Annotated in this window: 14 protein-coding genes; 7 read left to right on the top strand and 7 right to left on the bottom strand. The window is 67.2% G+C overall.

What is annotated here, in order from left to right:
• Nucleotides 1-120: 120 nt before the first annotated feature.
• Nucleotides 121-1,908, bottom strand: coding sequence for a monovalent cation:proton antiporter-2 (CPA2) family protein (locus tag VG566_RS06665; protein ID WP_241884778.1), 1,788 nt, complete (start codon nt 1,906-1,908; stop codon nt 121-123).
• A gap of 346 nt (nt 1,909-2,254) precedes the next feature.
• Here VG566_RS06665 and mgtE point away from each other — a divergent pair, with 346 nt between their 5' ends.
• Together mgtE and VG566_RS06655 are read left to right on the top strand one after the other, a co-directional pair.
• Nucleotides 2,255-3,625, top strand: a complete 1,371-nt coding sequence (gene mgtE / locus VG566_RS06660; protein WP_014648829.1) for a magnesium transporter — start codon at nt 2,255-2,257, stop codon at nt 3,623-3,625.
• Between the two features lie 149 nt (nt 3,626-3,774).
• Nucleotides 3,775-6,495 carry a bifunctional acetate--CoA ligase family protein/GNAT family N-acetyltransferase gene (locus tag VG566_RS06655; protein WP_049442060.1) on the top strand — a complete coding sequence of 907 codons (2,721 nt, stop codon included), beginning with the start codon at nt 3,775-3,777 and terminating at the stop codon, nt 6,493-6,495.
• Nucleotides 6,496-6,568: 73 nt separating this feature from the next.
• On the opposite strand, the gene VG566_RS06650 is transcribed toward VG566_RS06655, so the two are convergent.
• Entirely contained in the window at nt 6,569-6,949 is a 381-nt protein-coding gene (locus VG566_RS06650) for a YbjQ family protein (RefSeq protein WP_014648827.1), read from the bottom strand.
• A 139-nt stretch (nt 6,950-7,088) separates the two neighbouring features.
• On the opposite strand from VG566_RS06650, the gene VG566_RS06645 reads away from it, so the two are divergent.
• On the top strand, nt 7,089-7,796 hold the full coding sequence (locus VG566_RS06645) for an alpha/beta fold hydrolase (protein ID WP_046433177.1): 708 nt from the start codon (nt 7,089-7,091) through the stop codon (nt 7,794-7,796).
• Here the strand turns inward: VG566_RS06645 and VG566_RS06640 are convergent.
• A complete protein-coding gene (locus tag VG566_RS06640; protein WP_241884777.1) occupies nt 7,753-8,532 on the bottom strand; it encodes a YdcF family protein in 780 nt (259 codons plus the stop codon). The two genes, VG566_RS06645 and VG566_RS06640, sit on opposite strands and share 44 nt — an antisense overlap.
• A 310-nt stretch (nt 8,533-8,842) precedes the next feature.
• Between VG566_RS06640 and VG566_RS06635 the strand changes: the two genes are divergently transcribed.
• Both VG566_RS06635 and VG566_RS06630 read left to right on the top strand, forming a co-directional pair.
• On the top strand, nt 8,843-9,247 hold the full coding sequence (locus VG566_RS06635; protein WP_241884776.1) for a hypothetical protein: 405 nt from the start codon (nt 8,843-8,845) through the stop codon (nt 9,245-9,247).
• A gap of 1 nt (nt 9,248) precedes the next feature.
• Entirely contained in the window at nt 9,249-10,982 is a 1,734-nt protein-coding gene (locus VG566_RS06630; RefSeq protein WP_241884774.1) for an ATP-binding protein, read from the top strand.
• Nucleotides 10,983-11,091: 109 nt separating this feature from the next.
• On the opposite strand, the gene dkgB is transcribed toward VG566_RS06630, so the two are convergent.
• Together dkgB and VG566_RS06620 are read right to left on the bottom strand one after the other, a co-directional pair.
• The gene (dkgB, locus tag VG566_RS06625) at nt 11,092-11,901 is read right to left on the bottom strand and encodes a 2,5-didehydrogluconate reductase DkgB (RefSeq protein ID WP_241884772.1); all 810 of its coding nucleotides are present in this window, start codon (nt 11,899-11,901) and stop codon (nt 11,092-11,094) included.
• 245 nt (nt 11,902-12,146) lie between these two features.
• The gene (locus tag VG566_RS06620) at nt 12,147-14,267 is read right to left on the bottom strand and encodes a methyl-accepting chemotaxis protein (RefSeq protein ID WP_241884770.1); all 2,121 of its coding nucleotides are present in this window, start codon (nt 14,265-14,267) and stop codon (nt 12,147-12,149) included.
• Between the two features lie 183 nt (nt 14,268-14,450).
• On the opposite strand from VG566_RS06620, the gene VG566_RS06615 reads away from it, so the two are divergent.
• On the top strand, nt 14,451-14,906 hold the full coding sequence (locus VG566_RS06615) for an Rrf2 family transcriptional regulator (protein ID WP_241884768.1): 456 nt from the start codon (nt 14,451-14,453) through the stop codon (nt 14,904-14,906).
• A complete protein-coding gene (locus tag VG566_RS06610; RefSeq protein ID WP_049406697.1) occupies nt 14,896-15,801 on the top strand; it encodes an NAD(P)/FAD-dependent oxidoreductase in 906 nt (301 codons plus the stop codon). Before VG566_RS06615 ends, VG566_RS06610 begins: the two co-directional genes overlap by 11 nt.
• 95 nt (nt 15,802-15,896) lie before the next feature.
• Here VG566_RS06610 and VG566_RS06605 read toward each other — a convergent pair whose 3' ends face one another.
• Together VG566_RS06605 and VG566_RS06600 are read right to left on the bottom strand one after the other, a co-directional pair.
• Entirely contained in the window at nt 15,897-17,117 is a 1,221-nt protein-coding gene (locus VG566_RS06605; protein ID WP_241884766.1) for an RtcB family protein, read from the bottom strand.
• Between the two features lie 56 nt (nt 17,118-17,173).
• Nucleotides 17,174-18,298, bottom strand: coding sequence for a slipin family protein (locus VG566_RS06600; protein WP_075075818.1), 1,125 nt, complete (start codon nt 18,296-18,298; stop codon nt 17,174-17,176).
• Nucleotides 18,299-18,330 lie beyond the last annotated feature (32 nt).

Raw genomic sequence — 18,330 nt, 5'->3', positions numbered from 1 at the left:
TCGGAATCCGCAGTGGGTAGTGCCGGCCGCTGGCCGGCAACCTGCTGAGACCTCCGGGATACCGAGGCTGCCGGCCAGCGGCCGGCACTACCGGGTCCACCATCGATCGGGTGGGCGCCGTCAGCGCTCCTTGTCGCCGTCGCTTTCCGCGTCGGCCTCGAACAGATGCATCAGGTCGTTGCGTGCGTCGCGCGAGGTCTGGATCACCGCTGCCTCGTCGTCGTACACCAGATACTGGTCGCGCAGCAGCTGCTCATCGTGCTCGCGGAAGCGCTGCACATGGCGTTCGGCCACGTCCGGTGCCACGCCCAGCGCGGTCAGCACGCGCCCGCTCATCTCAAGGCTGGTGCCGAACACTTCGCGGAACGGCTCGGCCGACATGTCCATCAGGCGCCACGCATGCTGGCGGTTGCGCGCACGCGCCAGCACCGTCGCGTCCGGGTACAGCCGGCGCACCATGCGTACCGCGCGCAGGTTGGTCTCCGGGTCATCCACGGTGATCACGAACACATCGATGTGCTCGCCCCCCGCCGCACGCAGCATCTCCGGCCGGGTCGGATCGCCGTAGTACAGCTGGTTGCCGAAGCGGCGCAGGTCGGCAACGGTGTCCGGGTTCGCCTCCAGCGCCACGAACGGCACCTTCTGCGCGGTCAGCAGGCGTGCGATCACCTGGCCGAAGCGTCCCATGCCGGCGATCAGCACCTTGGGCCGGTTGTCCGGCGCCACCTTGTCGGCCTCGGCCGCCACGCGTGGTGCGGCTTTTTCCTGGCCGAGCAGCTTGAGCAGCGCGATCATCAGCAGCGGCGTGATCGCCATCGACAGGCCGACGATCGCCACCAGCCGGTCGTGGTTGGCGTTGCCCAGCAGGTGCGCGCGCTGTGCCTCGTTGAATACCACGAAGGCAAACTCGCCGCCCAGCCACAGCACGCTGCCCAGCAGCAGCGATTGCCGCGAGCTGAGCCGGGCGACACGTCCAACCGCGTAGAGCAGGCTGAACTTGACCACCAGCAGGATGCCGACACCCGCGGCGATCAGCCACGGCTCGGCGGCGATGCGGTCCAGGTCGATGCCCATGCCCACTGCGATGAAAAACAGGCCCAGCAGCAGCCCCTTGAATGGTTCGATCTGCGCTTCCAGCTCATGCCGGAACTCCGAATCGGACAGCAGCACGCCGGCCAGGAACGCGCCGAGGCTGGGGCTGAGGCCGGCTTCCTGCATGAACCAGGCGGTGCCCAGCACCACCAGCAGGGCGGTGGCAGTGAATACTTCCGGGCTGCGGGTGCGCGCAATGATGCTGAACACCTTGCGCAGCACTGGTCGTCCGCACAGGATCACCACCGCCAGCGCACCCAGCGCCACGGCCGCATCTTCCCAGCGCAGGGTCTCGTTCTTCACTCCGCCCAGCAGCGGGATGGCCGCCAGCAGCGGGATCGCGATCAGGTCCTGGAACAGCAGGATCGCGAACCCGAGCCGGCCATGGTCGCTGTTGATCGCCTTGTGCTCGGACAGCAGCTGCAGGCCGACCGCGGTGGATGACAGCGCCAGCGCCACGCCGACCACCAGCGCGCTCTTCCACTGGAAGTGATCGAGCAGCAGCAGGCCGCCCAGCACCAGCCCGGACAACGCCACCTGCGCCGCGCCGGCGCCGAACACCGAGCGCCGCATCACCTTCAGGCGTGCCGGTGACAGCTCCAGGCCGATCACGAACAGCAGCATCACCACACCGATCTCGGCGGCACCGAGGATGCGGTCGGCGTCCTGCACGAAGCCCAGCCCGTCCGGGCCCAGCACCACACCGGCCGCCAGGTAGCCCAGTACCGCGCCGAAGCCGAACTTCTTGAACACCGGCACGGCGATGACCGCCGCCAGCAGCAGCACCAGGGCCAGTTCCAGACCACCGCTATGCATGGGAATACCTGGTCATCGGGGGAGCCCGCTGTGCGTCCGTTCGGATGGGGGAGGGCGTGGCGAGCGCCACCACGACATTATGCGCGCCGGCCTGTGTATGCACGAGAACAACCGACCGGATGGGCGCCCAGCGCGGGGCGGCCAGGTTGACCTGCATGGCGCACGGGTCCAGACTGCCCGCCGCTGGCGGCGCGTCCGTTGGCATACGCATCCCGGAGTCCCCAACCCATGTCCAGCGACAGTAGAAGTCGACCTCGTTCGACGCCAGCGATGGCCACCGCCTGACACCGGGACGGTTTGCCTGCGTTGGCGTTGCGCGAGGTCGCATCCCCACAAGGCAAAACCGATGAACCAGAAGCAATTGCTGCGCCCGGTGGCCGATGCCGCCGCACTGGCCGCACCGCTGGCGAACTACAACACCGCCGACGCGGTGGAATTCCTCAACACGCTGGACCTGACCCGCGCCGCGGAAACGCTGGCTGCGCTGCCGTTGCCGCGTGCAGTGAAGATGCTCGAAGCGCCGGAGCTGCACCGCAGCGGTGAGCTGGTGGCCGCACTGCCACCCGCGCGGGCTGCGGCGCTGCTGGGCCTGATGGCCGACGACCGCGCCACCGACATCGTCCACGAGCTGGATGAGGAAGAGCGCGCGCGGTTGATCCCGCTGCTGGGCACCGACGCCCGCCAGGTCATCCAGAAGCTGCTCAGCTACCCGCCGAACACCGCCGGCGCGCTGATGACCACCGAGTACGTGGCGGTACCCGCCAGCTGGACCGTGGCGCAGACCCTGCAGCACATCCGCCAGGTCGAGCGCACCCGTGAAACGGTGTACGCGATCTACGTGCTGGAGCCGGCCAGCCAGCAGCTGCAGCAGGTGGTGACCATGCGCCGGCTGATCACCGGCCTGCCGGAGGAGTCGATCCTGGACGTGGCCCAGGTCAATCCACCGGTGACGGTGGACGCACTGATGGACCAGGAAGAAGTGGCACGGCTGATCCGTCGCCACGACCTGCTGGCGATCCCGGTGGTCGATGCGCAGCAGCAGATGCTCGGCATCGTCACCGTGGACGACGTGCTCGATGCGCTGATCGAGGAATCCACCGAGGACGCGCACAAGTTCGGCGGCATGGAAGCGCTGGACAAGCCGTACATGCAGATCGGCTTCTTCGAGATGCTGCGCAAGCGCGCCGGCTGGCTGAGCGTGCTGTTCCTGGGCGAGATGCTGACGGCCAGCGCGATGCAGCACTACGAGGACGAACTGGCGCGCGCGGTGGTGCTGACCCTGTTCATCCCATTGATCATGAGTTCGGGTGGCAATTCCGGCTCGCAGGCCACCTCGCTGCTGATCCGCAGCCTGGCACTGCGCGAACTGCGCCTGCGCGACTGGTGGAAGGTGGCCCTGCGCGAAGTGCCGACCGGCATGGTGCTGGGCGCCATCCTCGGCTGCCTGGCCATCGTGCGCATCGTGATCTGGCAGCTGGGCGGCCTGCACGACTACGGCGAGCACTGGATCCTGCTGGCGATCACCATCGGCGCCGCGCTGGTGGGCATCGTCACCTTCGGTTCGCTGTCCGGCTCGATGCTGCCCTTCATCCTGAAGCGGCTCGGCTTCGACCCGGCCAGCGCCTCGGCCCCGTTCGTGGCCACCCTGGTGGATGTGACCGGCCTGGTGATCTACTTCAGCATCGCCGCGATGATCCTGCACGGCACGCTGCTGTAACAAAACGTGCACGCCGGGGTCGGGTCCCTTCGCGCAGCGAAGGGCTCTGACCCCGGATATCCGCAGCAGGGGTCGGAGCCCTTTCCTGCGAAAAGGGATCCGACCCCGCCTGCGACCCCATCGCCACGGAATTTGGGTACCGTAGGCGCATGAGTACCTACCACCTGCAGTCCGTGTTCCGTCCGCAGTCGGTCGCGGTGATTGGCGGCAGCCCGCGCGAGCGTTCGGCCGGGCGCGCGGTGATGCGCAACCTGCGTGGCACCGGCTTCCCCGGCAAGGTGGCGTGGATCAATCCGCGGCATGCCGAGATCGATGGCATCCGCACGGTCAAGCGGCTGAAGGACCTGGACTGGGTGCCCGACCTGGTGGTGATCACCGCACCAGCGGCAATCGTGCCGCAGGTGGTGCGCACTGCCGCCGAACGTGGCGTGCAGGCGGCGATCATCCTCACCGCGCACCTGGGCGAAGGCCCCGGTTCGTTGTCTGCACAGGTGGAGGCGGTGGCGCGCAAGCATGGCCTGCGCATCCTCGGGCCGCATTGCCTGGGCGTGATCGCGCCGCACGCGCGGCTCAATGCCAGCATCGCCGCACATTTTCCGCAGGCCGGCGACCTCGCGCTGATCTCCGAATCCTCGGCCATTGCCGCCGCGCTGGTGGAATGGGGCGTGGCGCGCTCGGTCGGGTTCTCCGCCGTGGTCTCGCTGGGCGATACGATGGACGTCGACTTCGGCGACCTGCTCGACTACTTCGCCACCGACTACCGTACCCGCGCCATCCTGCTCTACGTCGAGCAGATCAAGGACGCGCGCAAGTTCATGTCGGCCGCGCGCGCCGCCGCCCGCGCCAAGCCGGTGGTGGTGGTGAAGTCCGGCCGCGCCGAGCGCGTGCAGCCGGGCAGCCGCGATACCCATGTGCAGGCCCTGGCCCGCGCCGATGATGTGTACGGTGCGGCCTTCAACCGCGCCGGGCTGCTGCGCGTCGGTGCGCTGGACGAGCTGTTCACCGCCGCCGAATCACTGGGGCGGCTGGGCACCTTCCCTGGCCGCCGCCTGGCCATTCTCAGCAACGGTGGCGGCGTCGGCCGCCTTGCCGTGGACCAGCTGATCGCGCTGCGTGGCACGCTGGCCACCCTGTCCGACAGCACGGTGCAGAAGCTCGATGCGGTATTGCCACAGGGCTGGTCGCGCAGCAATCCGGTCGACATCGTGGTCGACGCCGATGGTGACCGCTATGCCGCGGCCATCGAAGCGCTGCTGGCCGACAACGAGAATGACGCGGTGATGGTGGTCAACGTGCCGACCGCGTTCACCTCATCGGCGGACGCCGCGCAGGCACTCACCCGCACGCTCGGCCTGCGCCCGCGCCACCACCGCGACAAGCCGGTGTTCGCGGTGTGGCTGGGCAACGACGACCAGGCCACCGCCACGCTCAACGCGGCGCGGGTGCCTACCTATCCGACCGAGGCCGAAGCCGTACGTGGCTTCCAGCATCTGGTGCGCTACCGCGAAGCGCAGAACGCGTTGATGGAAACGCCGCCCAGCCTGCCGCAGGACTTCAGCGTCGACACGGCCGCCGCGCGCGCACTGGTCGATGCCGCGCTGGCCAACGGCCAGCAGTGGCTGGACCCGCTGGCTACGCATGAACTGCTCAAGGCCTACGGCATTCCCTCCGCGCCGGTGATGCATGCGCGTGATGCGCACGAGGCGATGGACCTGGCGCAGCCGCTGCTGGAACGCGGTGCCACGGTCGCGCTGAAGATTCTCTCGCCGGATATTCCGCACAAGTCGGAAGTGGATGGTGTGCGCCTGAACCTGTCCACGCTGCCGGCGGTGCAGAGCGCGGCCAACGCGATCCTGTCGCGCGCACGCCAGCTGCGGCCGGATGCGCGTGTCGATGGCCTGCTGGTGCAGCCGACCATCGTGCGTCCGAAGGCGCGCGAGTTGATTGTCGGCATCGCCGATGACGCGACGTTCGGCCCGGTGATCGTGGTCGGTCGCGGCGGCACTGCCGTCGAAGTGATCAACGACAAGGCACTGGCGCTGCCGCCGCTGGACCTGCGCCTGGCCCACGAGCTGATTGGCCAGACCCGCGCCTCGCGCATCCTCAAGGCCTACGGTGACGTGCCGGCGGCTGACGAGCGCGCACTGGCGCTGGCGCTGGTGAAGCTTGCACAACTGGCCGCCGACATTCCCGAAGTGCGTACGCTGGACATCAACCCGTTGCTGGTCGACGGCAAGGGCATCCTCGCCCTCGACGCCCGCGTGGCAGTGGCGCCGTCGCGCATCCTGCACAAGGGCCGCGGCCATCCACGTTTCTCGGTGTTCCCGTACCCGAAGGAGTGGGAGCGCACCATCGAACTGTCCGATGGCGGCCGCGCCTTCGTGCGCCCGGTGCGGCCGGAGGACGACGCGCTGTTCCGTGCGTTCTTCGCCCGCGTCAGCGACGAGGACCTGCGCCTGCGCTTCTTCCAGTCGGTGAAGCACTTCAGCCACGAGTTCATCGCGCGCCTGACCCAGCTCGACTACGCGCGCTCGATTGCGCTGGTGGCGATCGAACCGCGCAGCGGCGAGATGCTGGGCGCGGTGCGCCTGCATGCCGATGCGGATTACCACCGTGGCGAGTACGGCATCCTGATCCGCTCGGACCTGAAGGGCCACGGCATCGGCTGGCGGCTGATGGCGATCATGATCGAGTACGCCAAGTGGCTGGGCCTGGACGTGGTCGAAGGCCAGGTGCTGCGCGAGAACAGCACCATGCTGGCGATGTGCCAGAGCCTGGGCTTCAAGACGAAGCTGGACCCGGACGACCCGACGGTGATGATGGTGACCCTGCCGGTGCAGCAGGTCGAGGTGCCCGACGTGCCATTGTAGAGCCGAGCCCACGCTCGGCTGCCTTGCATCACACGGGCACGCCTGAGCCGGGCATGGGCTCGGCTCTACAGCTTCAACGCATCGGCTCCACCACCACCGCCGTGCCATAGCACAGCACTTCGGTCAGCCCGGTCATCACATCGGTGGCGTCGTAGCGCATGCCGATGATCGCGTTGGCACCCAGCTGCCGCGCATGCTTGACCATGTCGCGGTAGGTTTCCTCGCGGGCCTGTTCGCACAGTTCGGTATAGATGGTGATGTTGCCACCGAAGAGCGTCTGGATACCGCCGAGGAAGTTGCCGACGATCGAGCGCGAGCGCACGGTGATGCCGCGCACCACACCGAGGTTGCGCACGACGCGGTGCCCAGGCAGCTCGAAGGCGGTGGTGACCAGCGCATCATCGAAGCGGAGCGCGGGTGGGGTGGGGGTGCCGCTGTTGTAGGGGTCTGCCATGGTCGCGTCCGTATCGCCGCCTTCTGTAGAGTCGAGCCATGCTCGACGGGCTGTGCAGTAGTCGAGCATGGCGCGACTCTACAACGCAACCGCCTGTTGCGGCATGGTTCCGTCACCGTGCTGGCGCGACAATACCCCCATGACCGACCGTATTCCCCTGCTGCTGCTGCCCGGCCTGCTCAACGATGCCGAGCTGTGGCGCGCGCAGCTGGCCGACCTGGCCGACATCGCCGACTGCACAGTAGGCGACCAGACCCGTGGCGAGACCCTGCAGGCGGTGGCCGAGGACGTGCTCGCACAGGCACCGGAGCGCTTTGCGCTGGCCGGTTTCTCATTGGGCGGCTTCGTCGCCCAGCAGATCCTGCGCATTGCGCCGGAGCGCGTGCTGCAGCTGGCGCTGATCGATACCTCGATCCACGCCGATTCACCGGAACGTGCCGAGCAGCGCCGCAGCCAACGCGCCAGCGTGCGCCTGCCGGGGAAGTTCCACGGCTTCGGCGATGTGCTGATGCGCAGCTACATCGATGCGTCGCGGCTGGATGACTACGTGCTGGTGCAGCGCGTGCGCGACATGACCGCCCGCCTGGGCGCGGACGTGTTCCTGCGCCAGAGCGCGCTGGAACGCCGCGACGGCCATGATGTGCTGGCCGGTTACCGCGATCCGCTGCTGATCGTGTGCGGCGCGAACGATCGCATCACGCCGCTGGCGGTGAGCGAGGAAATGCACGCGATGGTGCCGCACTCGCAGCTGGTGGTGGTGCCTGACTGCGGGCACCTGGCACCGATGGAGAAACCGGACGAGGTCAGTGCGGCGATGCGTGGGTGGTTGCTGCAGGCGCGACACTGACCGGCTCGATGGGGGCGTCGTTCCAGCCCATCCGGTTGTAGAGGTGGTAGCGCAGAATGCCGATACGCTCATGCAAACTCACTTCGACCAGCAATAGATTGAATGTGGAGGGCAGCCACCCCGGGGTGGCACGGAGGAGGTCGCTGGGCAGGCCCTCGGCCACGACGCCGAAGTGTCGGAAGTAGATCAGGCTCCGCGTGAGATGCAGGCCCGAGGTCACCAGCACCACCCGCGGGCTGTTGCGCCCGATGATCGCACTGCTGTTTCGGGCGTTCTGCCAGGTGTTCCTGCTGGCACGCTCGCGGACAATCCTCTCGGTGGGCACGCCCAGCGCAATCAGTTCGCGTGCGTAGACATCGGCCTCAGCGACATCGCCCTTGGCAGTGACGCCTCCGCTGGCAAGCACCGTACAGACCTCCCGCGTGCGATCGCAGTCGTGGTAACGCTGTGCTGCCCTCATCAGGCGGCTGTAACCGGCCAGCCCGGGCCTGGAGCCCCGGGCATCGTGGTCGATGCCGGCACCCAGTACCACGATCACAGTGCGCAGATGAAGTGCACCGTGATCAGTGACAGAAGGGGTGCCCTGCGCGCGATCCAGCAACCATTGCGTGACCGGGGCGCTGGCACTGGCTGCCATGGCCAGCGGAAGCGTCGCCAGAAACGCAGCACTGCGCAGACGGCGTTTCCAGACCAGCACGCTGCATGAAAGCAGCAGGAGAAGTGTCAGTGTCAGCATGGTGGTCCATGAGGAAAGTTTGAAAGAATTCCGATGGCGTAGCGCATTCGTTGCCTACATGCTGGATGCCATGGATCTGAAGCGACTGTCACACCCGGCCCGATGTGCTGCCATCGTAGGCGGAATCATGCTCGCGGTGGCTGCAGGGCATCTGCTGGGTGGCTGCTTTCCGCAGTTCTTCGTACAGATCCATCAGCGGATGCAATAGCTCGCGGGTCCTGCATGCTGACGCCTGAGGTCTCCAGTCAGGCGTAACAGGACGCTGGAATACATCCGTTCAGGTGTTGAATGCGACAGATGGAGGAAGGCGATGCAAAGCTTGAAGTCCCGGTTTGGGCTGAACGCAGGTCCACACGCCATGGACCGGCCTGAGCTTGGGGAACGCTCGATGCTAGGTCTCATTGCGGCAACGTCGCCCCACCAGCTGCCTTCATTCACCGCAGCATTGGACGCGGCGATATCGCAGTGGATGAGCAAGGCGAAGGACGAATCCTTCGATGCCTTGGAGCAGGAGCTGGCGCGTCTGCATGCCTTGAAGAGCGCGACCTCGGCGTTGGGCAGCGCCGAGGTAACGCTGGCCTGCGACGCATTGAGTGACTGTCTCCGCTCGGGTACAGAAGCGTACGCTGTGCGGCGGCGGGCATGCGCGTTGGCACTGTCCGCGCAGCGTCTTCTGCATCGTGCGACGACGCATTTCCGGATGGAAGGAGGCTGACGTGCACCAGCCCTGTGTGTGCTCGCAGGCTTCCGCACCGGCAGCATTGCTGCAGGCAGCCCGTGCGCTGGAGATGCACCGCCTGGCCTGGCTTCTGTCGTGCCTTCAGGAGCCACGCGCCAGCGGGTTCCGGGTCCTGCTGCAGGTACTGGTGGTGCTGTGGTGCTGGCAGTGGGTGAATGGCCCGCAGCCGGTTCTGGCCAATGAGGCGGCCCGCGTGCTGCCGGTGGCCGTTGCCCTGCTCGCGGTATCCGGGACATGGGCACTTGTTGCAAGGCTCTGCATGGAGCGCTGCCACCGCTGGTGCGATGGGGTAGGCCTTCTGCTCAGCCTGGCAATGGTTGCGATCCAGGTGGACGCGGCGTTCATCCTGCTGATGACGCTCAATGCAGCCCTGCCTTTCCTCGTGATCTCCGCGACCGCGGTGTATGGCCGCAGGGCAATTGCTCCCGCGATTGCATCGACTGCGCTGGCATTGCTGTGGGCCGCGCCTGAAGGCTACTGGGTCTCTCGGCCCGCCTACCTCGCCTACGCGCTGGCATTGACGATCCTGTTGCCGCTGGTAGCGGCGTTGCTGGTAGCCGCGATGCGTGACATAGCGCTGCGTGCCATTGCTTCGCGTGAGGCGCAGGGCCGATTCGTCAGTACGATGAGCCACGAGCTGCGGACGCCGCTGAACGCCATCATCAGTGGGATCCAGCTGCTGGAAGTGGGGACGGCAAGTACGGCCCAACGGCATGCACTGGCGACGGTCGCAACGCAGGCGCAGGCGCTCAGGCACCGCATCGATGATGTACTGGACGCAGCCAGCATCGATGGTGGCCGGCTGCAGTTGCGGCTTCATCCTTGTTCGCTGCGGTCGATCATTGAAAGCGTGCAGGCGACCTGCATGCCGGCTGCCGCCGACAAGGGCGTACTTCTGCAGCTGGATGGGAGTGAGCCCGATGTCTGGATGCTGGCAGACGGCGGACGTATCGAACAGGTGGTGACCAATCTTGTCTGCAATGCCATCAAGTTCACCCCGATGGCGGGCGAGGTGTCGGTATCCATCGTTGCGGTCCGATCGGGTGACGACTGGCAGGTTCAGATCGAGGTCTGCGATTCCGGCACGGGGATCGAAGCCGCGGACCTGGAGATGATCTTCTCGCCGTTCGTACAGCTCAGCCAAGGTGAGGCACGCTGCGAGCAGGGTGTCGGGCTGGGGCTGTACATCGTGCGGCTGATTTCCGATGCCATGGGTGGGACGATCAGCGTGAGCCGCAATGAAGCAGGCGGTGCCTCATTCGCGTGGCGCTTCACGGTGGCCTCAACCACGGAGGTGGACCCTCTTCCTTCCCTTGAAGAACTTCTTCAGTCACACGCAGCGTCGGTGCGACCGCTGCACTGCCTGCTGTTCGAGGACGTGGAAACCAACCGTGACGTGGTAGAGCGCCTGCTGCAGAGCGCCGGTCATCGCCTCAGCTCCCGCCACGATGGTCACGACGCGCGCGCAGTAATCGCGGCAGTCGAGCCTGATGTGGTGCTGCTGGATCTGCACATGACCGGCTGCAGCGGATGGGAGGTGCTGGAGTCGCTAGCCAGGGACCCCGGCGCGCCACCGGTTCTTGTAATGAGCGCGGATACGCGGGTACAGGTGATTGAAAGAGCCCGCGCGCTGGGGGCTGCCGGTTTTCTATGCAAGCCACTGGACATCCACGACGTGCTGGATATGTTGCGCGGTGTTGCCGAGCGCTGACCGTCCGGCAGGTGCCGACCTTGGTCGGCACGGTGTTTCATCGATCGATCAGACGTCTGCGCCGACCAAGGTCGGCGTCTACCAGAGCAGTCGCGCGCCGTCGTTGGAATCAATCCCAGGCCGGGGCGATGCCTTCCGGGTTGGCCAGGCGATGGCCGCGGTCGAGCTTGGCGATCTGTGCCATGTCTTCGTCGGTCAGGCGGATCGCTGCTGCTTCCAGGTTGCTCGCCAGGTTCTCGCGCTTGGTCGAGGACGGAATGACCGAGAAACCCTGCTGCAGCGCCCAGGCCAGCGCGACCTGCGCCGGCGTGGCCTGGTGGCGTCCGGCAATGGCCTGGATCACCGGGTCCTTGATCACCTCGCCGTAGGCCAGGCTCATGTAGGCGGTGATGTGGATGCCGTTGTCCTGCAGGAACTTCACCAGCAGGCGATTCTGCAGGTAGGGGTGGATTTCGATCTGGTTGGTGGCAATGGCACCGGCGCCGAGGATGCCGATCGCCTTGCGGGTCTGCGCGATGGTGAAGTTGGAGATGCCGATCTCGCGGGTCAGGCCCTGCGCCTTGGCTTCAGCCAGTGCGGCCAGGTACTCCTCCATCGGCACGTCGACCTTGTCGTTCGGCGATGGCCAGTGGATCAGCGCCAGGTCGACGTACTCGGTTCGCAGCTTTTCCAGGCTGGTGCGCAGGCTGGCCAGCAGCGCATCGCGCTTGAACGCGGTGATCCAGACCTTGGTGGTCAGGTAGATGTCGTCGCGCGGCGCGCCGGAATCGGCGATGGCCTGGCCGACCTCGGCTTCGTTGCCGTAGATCTGCGCGGTATCGATGGCGCGGTAGCCGACCGCCAGCGCGTTGCGCACGGAGTCGATCACGGTCTGGTCTTTCAGGCGGAAGGTACCGAGACCGAAGGCGGGGACAGTCATGGGGGCTCCAGCAGAGGGGGAGGGAGGCGGGAATATCCACGAAAGGGTAGGCCAGCGGCCGTGTGCATGCCGGCAACGGTGCATTGCATCGACGTGTACGACGGCAGGTGGTGGTGGGTGCGGACCGTTGGTCCGCACTGTTCATGCCGCCACCCATGCAGCGTTGGACGCTGCCGGCCAGCGGCCGGCACTCCCCCTGTCTGCGCTCGACGGTAGTGCCGGCCGCTGGCCGGCAACCGGATCAATCAAGCCGCGCGTGCCAGCCCGCCCTTCGCCGCCGCCGTGGTCGACAGGTCGAACACATCCACCGCATCGATCAGGCGGTTGGCCTGCTGCTCCAGGCTGCGCGCGGCGGCGCTGGCTTCTTCCACCAGCGCGGCGTTCTGCTGGGTCGTGCCGTCCATCTGGATCACGGTCTGGCTGACCTGTTCGATGCCCGCGCTCTGCTCCTGCGAGGCCGCGGAGATCTCGGCCATGATGTCGGTCACGCGCTGCACCGATGCAACGATCTCGGCCATGGTGTCGCCTGCCTCGCGCACGCGCTGTGCGCCATGGCCAACCTGTTCCACCGAGGCTTCGATCAGTGACTTGATCTCCTTCGCGGCTGCCGCCGAGCGCTGCGCCAGCGTACGCACTTCGCTGGCGACCACCGCGAAGCCGCGGCCCTGTTCGCCGGCGCGTGCCGCTTCCACCGCAGCATTCAGCGCCAGGATGTTGGTCTGGAACGCGATGCCATCGATGACGCTGATGATCTCGGCGATCTGCCGCGACGAGGTCTCGATCGCGCCCATCGTCGCCACCACCTGGCCGACCACGCTGCCACCGTGCGAGGCGACCGTATGGGCGCCGATCGCCAGCTGGTTGGCCTGGCGCGCATGTTCGGCGTTCTGGCGCACGGTGGAGGTCAGCTCCTCCATCGATGCCGCGGTCTCCTCCAGGTTGGCCGCCTGCTGCTCGGTGCGGCGCGACAGGTCATTGTTGCCGGCGGCGATCTCCGCGGCGGCGGTGTGGATGTTGCCGGAGGCGTGCTTGATGTCGGTGACGATGGTGGTCAGCTGCGTGGCGGTGGTATTGGCATCGCCGGCGATACGGGCGAACACCCCCTGGAAATCACCGTGCATGCGCGCGCCGAGACGGCCATCGGCAATCGCGCGCAGCATCGTCGAGACTTCGCCGAGGTTCAGTTCGGTAGTCTGCATCAGGCGGTTCAGGCCTTCGACCATTGCACGGAAATCATGCTCGAAGCGGGCACTGTCGCCGCGCTGGCTGAAGTCACCGGCGGCCGCCGCCTCGGCCAAGCGGCGGATCTCGCCATTGATCAGGCCGAGGTTGTGCTTGGCCATGTCCAGCGCTTCGGTGATCACGGCCTTCTCGCCGGGCAGGCGTTCCATGTCCTGGCTGAGGTCGCCGACCGCGTAGCGGCCCATGATCGAGATCGCGCGCATCTTCACCCGGATATGCGCATCGACCAGTGCGTTGCAGTCGGCCACCATGGTGCCGAACGCGCCGGGGAAGGCAGCGGCGTCCATGCGATGGCTGATGGTGCCGGCTTCGTGCGCCTGCGCCATCGCGGCCTGTGCATCCAGCACGCTGCGCAGCGTGGATTGCACCGCCTGCATGGCCTGCGCGAGGCGACCGATCTCGTCGCGGCTGCGCACCTGTACGGCGTGCTGCAGGTCACCGGCGGCCACCGCGCGCGCCGCTGCTTCCACTGCCAGCACCGGCTGCACCACCGCACGCCGCAGCCACCAGGCTAGACCGATCAGCAGCAGCACGGCGGCCAGCACGGTCAGCGCCGCGCACAGCAGCAGGGTCTGCCGCGCCTGCTGCGAACGGGACGCCACCGCCACTTCAGCCACCTGCGTGGCGTGCGTGCTCAGCGCATCCAGTGCCATCGCCACCGGGCGATCCTTGCCGCGCACCAGGTTGTCGCCGGCCGCGGGATCGTAGCCGGCCGCGGCAAATGCCTGCAGCGCCGCGTGATAGTCCTGCTGCAGCTGCGCGTGCAGGCCAACGAACGCCTGCGCCAGCTCACGCGTGCGCGGGTCCGGGCTGGTGGCCAGACCCTTGGCCAGCTGCCCGACCAGGCGGCCTTCGCTGTCGAAGCCATCCAGGTGGCGTTGGCGCAGCGCATCGTCGTGCCCGCGCAGCAGCACGTTCTTCCATTCCTGCACCTGGCCACGGAACTCACGCTGCAGGCGTTCGGCATCGCGGCTGTGCGCGACTTCGGGCGGGACCTCGGTGGACAACTTCAACCAGGCGGAGGCCAGGCCTGCCAGCGCGCACAGCAGGACCACGGCCAAGCCAACAGAAACCGCGCCGAGCAGCTTGGACTGCAGGCGCGGAGCACGGACAGACGCATTCATCGGGAAGCACTCTCGGGAAGGGGCAATGCGGTATCGACCCGCTACGCTTCCGCTGAAGTGCGACGAACATCACATTAGCGTTTCGTTTAGTGATGTGAAGGGAGTGTTTCATAGGACAAATGTGTCCATATGGAACAAATACGGACCCTGGACAGGGGATATAAATGTAACTACTGTGGTTACATGAAATCCGCGAACCCGCTCTCTGACGCCCTGCACGTGATGGCGCATCTGGTCGGCCAGGATGGCCCGCGCACCTCCGGGCAGCTGGCGTCCTGCCTGCCGACCCATCCGGTGGTGATCCGCCGTCTGCTGGCGCAACTGCACAAGGCCGGCCTGGTGCGCAGCACCCGCGGTCATGGCGGCGGCAGCCAGCTGGCCCGCGACGCTGCAACGATCACCCTGCATGACATCTATCTGGCCGTGGGCGCACCACCGCTGGTGCAGGTCGGCGCCCGCGACGCCGGCGGCGGCTGCCCGATCCAGCAGCTGGTCAACAGCGCGCTGCTGGAGGGGGCACGCGAGGCACAGCGGTTGCTGGAGGCGCGCCTGCAGGCGACCACGCTGGACCAGCTCGGCGCCGACTTCGCCCGCCATCTCGCCCATCACCGTTCCCTGGAAGGTCCTCATGAATCCTGATGTGCTCATCGTCGGCGGCAGCTACGCCGGCATTGCCGCCGGCCTGATCCTGGCCCGCGCCCGGCGGCCGGTCACCGTCATCGACGCCGGCTCGCCGCGCAACCGCTTCGCCAGCCATTCGCACGGGGTGCCAGGGCTGGATGGCATCAGCGGCGCCGAGCTGCTGAAGACCGCGCGCCAGCAGCTGCTGGACTACCCCACGGTGCGCTGGGTGCATGCCGAGGCCGTGCAGGCCAACACCAGCGCAGAGGGCGTGGAAGTACGTACCGCCGATGGCCAGGTGCTGGCCGCGCGCAAGCTGCTGCTGGCCAGCGGTATCGCCGACCAGCTGCCGGAACTGCCCGGGCTGGCCGAGCGCTGGGGCAGCACCGTGCTGCACTGCCCCTACTGCCATGGTTACGAAGTGGGTGGCGGCGCCATCGGCCTGCTTGGCGGCCATCCGATGTCCGCCGGCAAGGCGCCGCTGTTTGCCGACTGGGGCAATGTCACCTTCTTCAGCATGGGACGGGACATCACTGATGAGGAACGCGCTGCCATGCAGCAGCGCGGCGTGCAGATCGAGACCTCGCCGGTGCTGGGCGTGCAGGGCGACCAGCCGACCTGGCTGGAGGTGGAGCTGGCCGACGGCCGCCGCATCGCCCAGCGTGCGCTGTTCGTACCGGCCACCCAGGCGATGGCCACGCCATTGGTGCAGCAGCTTGGCTGCGCCTTGGTCGAGAGCCCGCTGGGGGTGCTGATCGAGGTCGACATGATGAAGCAGACCTCGGTGCCCAACGTGTACGCCGCAGGCGATGCGACGACGGTCGGCAACATCACCCTGGCCATGGCCGAAGGCGTGCGCGCGGGCATCGGCGTGCATCATGCGCTGGTGGCCGAAGACAGCGTGCCGCGCTGAATGTGCCGGGGTCAGATCCCTTTCGCAGAAAGCGATCTGACCCCCGACGCGACGTGCTGCTCTGGTAGAGGCCGGCCTTGGCCGGCACCGCTCCGTTACCCCTTCACGCACAGCACCTGGCGCAGGGTGTGCACCACCTCGACCAGGTCCAGCTGCGCTGCCATCACATCGTCGATCGACTTGTACGCGGCCGGTGACTCGTCCAGCACGCCGCTGTCCTTGCGGCATTCCACGTGCGCGGTGGCCTCGCGGTGCTGGGCCAGCGTGATCTGCTGGCGCGCCGTGCCACGGCTCATCACCCGGCCGGCACCGTGGCTGCAGCTGTGGAAGCTGTCGGCGTTGCCCTTGCCGCGCACGATGTAGCTGCGCGTGCCCATGCTGCCGGGAATGATGCCCAGCTCGCCTTCGCGCGCACTCACCGCCCCCTTCCGGGTCACCAGCAGTTCCTGGCCGTGGTGCGTCTCCTTCTGCACGTAGTTGTGGTGGCAGTTCACCGCCATCGCTGCCAGCTGGAACTTCGGCAAGCGGTGGCGCATCTCGGCCAGCACGCGCGACATCATCGCCTCGCGGTTCTGCCGGGCGTAGTCCTGCGCCCACGACACGGCTTCGACGTAGTCATCGAACAGCGGCTCGCCATCCATGAAGAACGCCAGGTCCTTGTCCGGCAGGTGGAAGCCGAGCACGCGCCGGGCCAGTTCCTCGCGCGCCTTCTCGATGAAGTAGGTGCCGATCAGGTTGCCGGTGCCGCGCGATCCGCTGTGCAGCATCACCCACACCGTGTCCGTCTCGTCCAGGCACAGTTCGATGAAGTGGTTGCCACCACCCAGCGTACCCAGCTGGCGGTCGAGCTTGTCGGTGCGGATTCTGCGGTGCTTGTCCTTGATCTTCTCCAGGCCGGCGGCCAGCCCGGACTGCACCAGCCGGGTGTGGATGCTGTCGGGCATGCGGTGATGCTCGCCGCCGCGTCCGTTGCCGACCGGAATGCTGCGCTCGATGCTGTTGCGCAGCTGCCGCAGGTCGTCGGGCAGGTCGTTGGCGCGCAGCGTGGTGCGTACCGCCGCCATGCCGCAGCCGATGTCGACGCCGACCGCGGCCGGGATGATCGCACCGCGGGTCGGGATCACCGAGCCGACGGTCGCGCCCTTGCCCAGGTGCACGTCCGGCATCACGGCCACCCACGGCCCGACGAACGGGATCGCGGCGATGTTGCGCAGCTGCTCATGCGCCTGCGCTTCCAGCGGCACACCGTTGACCCAGCCCTTGATCGGCGTGGTGCCCTCGGCGTGCAGCCATTGATAGTTGTGTTGAGTGTCCATGTCTTCGTGTATGTCCTTGATGGGCCGGCGGCGCGTCCCTGCGCCGCCGCTACCCCCTACCTGATCGTCACCAGCTGCTTCAGCACGCCATCCAGGCCGCCGAACACGGTGAGCGTGTCGATCTTCTCGGTGACCTTCTCCAGTGCCTCCAGCTCCTTCAAGCGCATCAGCACCGGGTTGTCCTCGATCAGCTTTGCGGTGTTGAGCTGCGAACGCGTGGCGTTGGCCTCCTCGCGGCGACGGATCACGCTGGCCTGTGCCTGCTTCTCGGCCAGCACCACGCCGTTGAGGATCTCCTTCATCTCGCCCGGCAGGATCACGTCCTTGATGCCCACGCCGAGCAGCCGCACGCCGTGGCCCTCGATCGCGGCCTGCACATGGGCGGCGATCTCGCCGTCCAGCGCCGCCTTGTCGCCCAGCAGCTCGTCCAGGCTGCGCGCGGCAATCGCCTGGCGCAGGCCGAACTGCAGCTGCCGGTAGACGAACTCATCGGCATTGCTGAGCGTGCGGTGTGCACGCACCGGGTCGATCACCTGCACGGTCGCGGCCAGGTTCACCCGCAGGGTCACCTTGTCGCGGCTGAGCAGCTCCTGGCCGGACACGTCCAGCGAACGTGCACGCAGTTCCACGCGCTCCACCGACACGTTGCCGTTGAAGTTCCAGAACGCGTGCAGGCCGGCGTCCAGCGTCTGCCGCAGCGTGCCATCGATGAACAGCAGGCCGACCGACTCGCTTGGCACCGTGCTGATCACCGCCACACGCGGCAGCACGCCCAATTGACCCAGCCGCTGCTGCACGTCGGCCGGAATGCGCGGCTCGTCACCCAACGCCATTACCTGCACCTGGGTATCGACCGAACCGCGCCAGTACAGACGGCGGCTGCCCGGCGGCAGCACTTCATCGATGCGGCCGTTGCGCAGCAACAGGCCGACCTCGCTGGCGCCGACGTTGGCCAGCACGAAGTGCGTGTCCAGCTGTGCGCCCAGCGCTTCGATCAGGCTGTCCTGGTCGCTGCCGGTGTAGGCCGCGCCCTTCGATGCAGTGTGGATGTCCACGTGCGGCCGGCCGCCGAACGGCGACAGGCGGTGCACGCCCGGCAGCAGGATCTGCTGGAAACGACGGTTGCGATACACCAGGCCGCGCTCGCCGTCGCCGATCACGACCTTGATGGTCCAGAACATGGGAGTCTCTCCTTGTATGGCTCTGGTGGTTC

It is taken from the genome of Stenotrophomonas sp. CASM114 (assembly GCF_049384325.1).
GTDB lineage: Bacteria > Pseudomonadota > Gammaproteobacteria > Xanthomonadales > Xanthomonadaceae > Stenotrophomonas > Stenotrophomonas muris.
This window is presented reverse-complemented; position numbering and strand designations above follow the sequence as displayed.

Excerpts from the sequence above, each read along its gene's own strand:
- VG566_RS06665 (WP_241884778.1), bottom strand. The coding sequence starts at position 1,908 with ATGCATAGCGGTGGTCTGGAACTGGCCCTGGTGCTGCTGCTGGCGGCG.
- mgtE (WP_014648829.1), top strand. The coding sequence starts at position 2,255 with ATGAACCAGAAGCAATTGCTGCGCCCGGTGGCCGATGCCGCCGCACTG.
- VG566_RS06655 (WP_049442060.1), top strand. The coding sequence starts at position 3,775 with ATGAGTACCTACCACCTGCAGTCCGTGTTCCGTCCGCAGTCGGTCGCG.
- VG566_RS06650 (WP_014648827.1), bottom strand. The coding sequence starts at position 6,949 with ATGGCAGACCCCTACAACAGCGGCACCCCCACCCCACCCGCGCTCCGC.
- VG566_RS06645 (WP_046433177.1), top strand. The coding sequence starts at position 7,089 with ATGACCGACCGTATTCCCCTGCTGCTGCTGCCCGGCCTGCTCAACGAT.
- VG566_RS06640 (WP_241884777.1), bottom strand. The coding sequence starts at position 8,532 with ATGCTGACACTGACACTTCTCCTGCTGCTTTCATGCAGCGTGCTGGTC.
- VG566_RS06635 (WP_241884776.1), top strand. The coding sequence starts at position 8,843 with ATGCAAAGCTTGAAGTCCCGGTTTGGGCTGAACGCAGGTCCACACGCC.
- dkgB (WP_241884772.1), bottom strand. The coding sequence starts at position 11,901 with ATGACTGTCCCCGCCTTCGGTCTCGGTACCTTCCGCCTGAAAGACCAG.
- VG566_RS06620 (WP_241884770.1), bottom strand. The coding sequence starts at position 14,267 with ATGAATGCGTCTGTCCGTGCTCCGCGCCTGCAGTCCAAGCTGCTCGGC.
- VG566_RS06615 (WP_241884768.1), top strand. The coding sequence starts at position 14,451 with ATGAAATCCGCGAACCCGCTCTCTGACGCCCTGCACGTGATGGCGCAT.
- VG566_RS06610 (WP_049406697.1), top strand. The coding sequence starts at position 14,896 with ATGAATCCTGATGTGCTCATCGTCGGCGGCAGCTACGCCGGCATTGCC.
- VG566_RS06605 (WP_241884766.1), bottom strand. The coding sequence starts at position 17,117 with ATGGACACTCAACACAACTATCAATGGCTGCACGCCGAGGGCACCACG.
- VG566_RS06600 (WP_075075818.1), bottom strand. The coding sequence starts at position 18,298 with ATGTTCTGGACCATCAAGGTCGTGATCGGCGACGGCGAGCGCGGCCTG.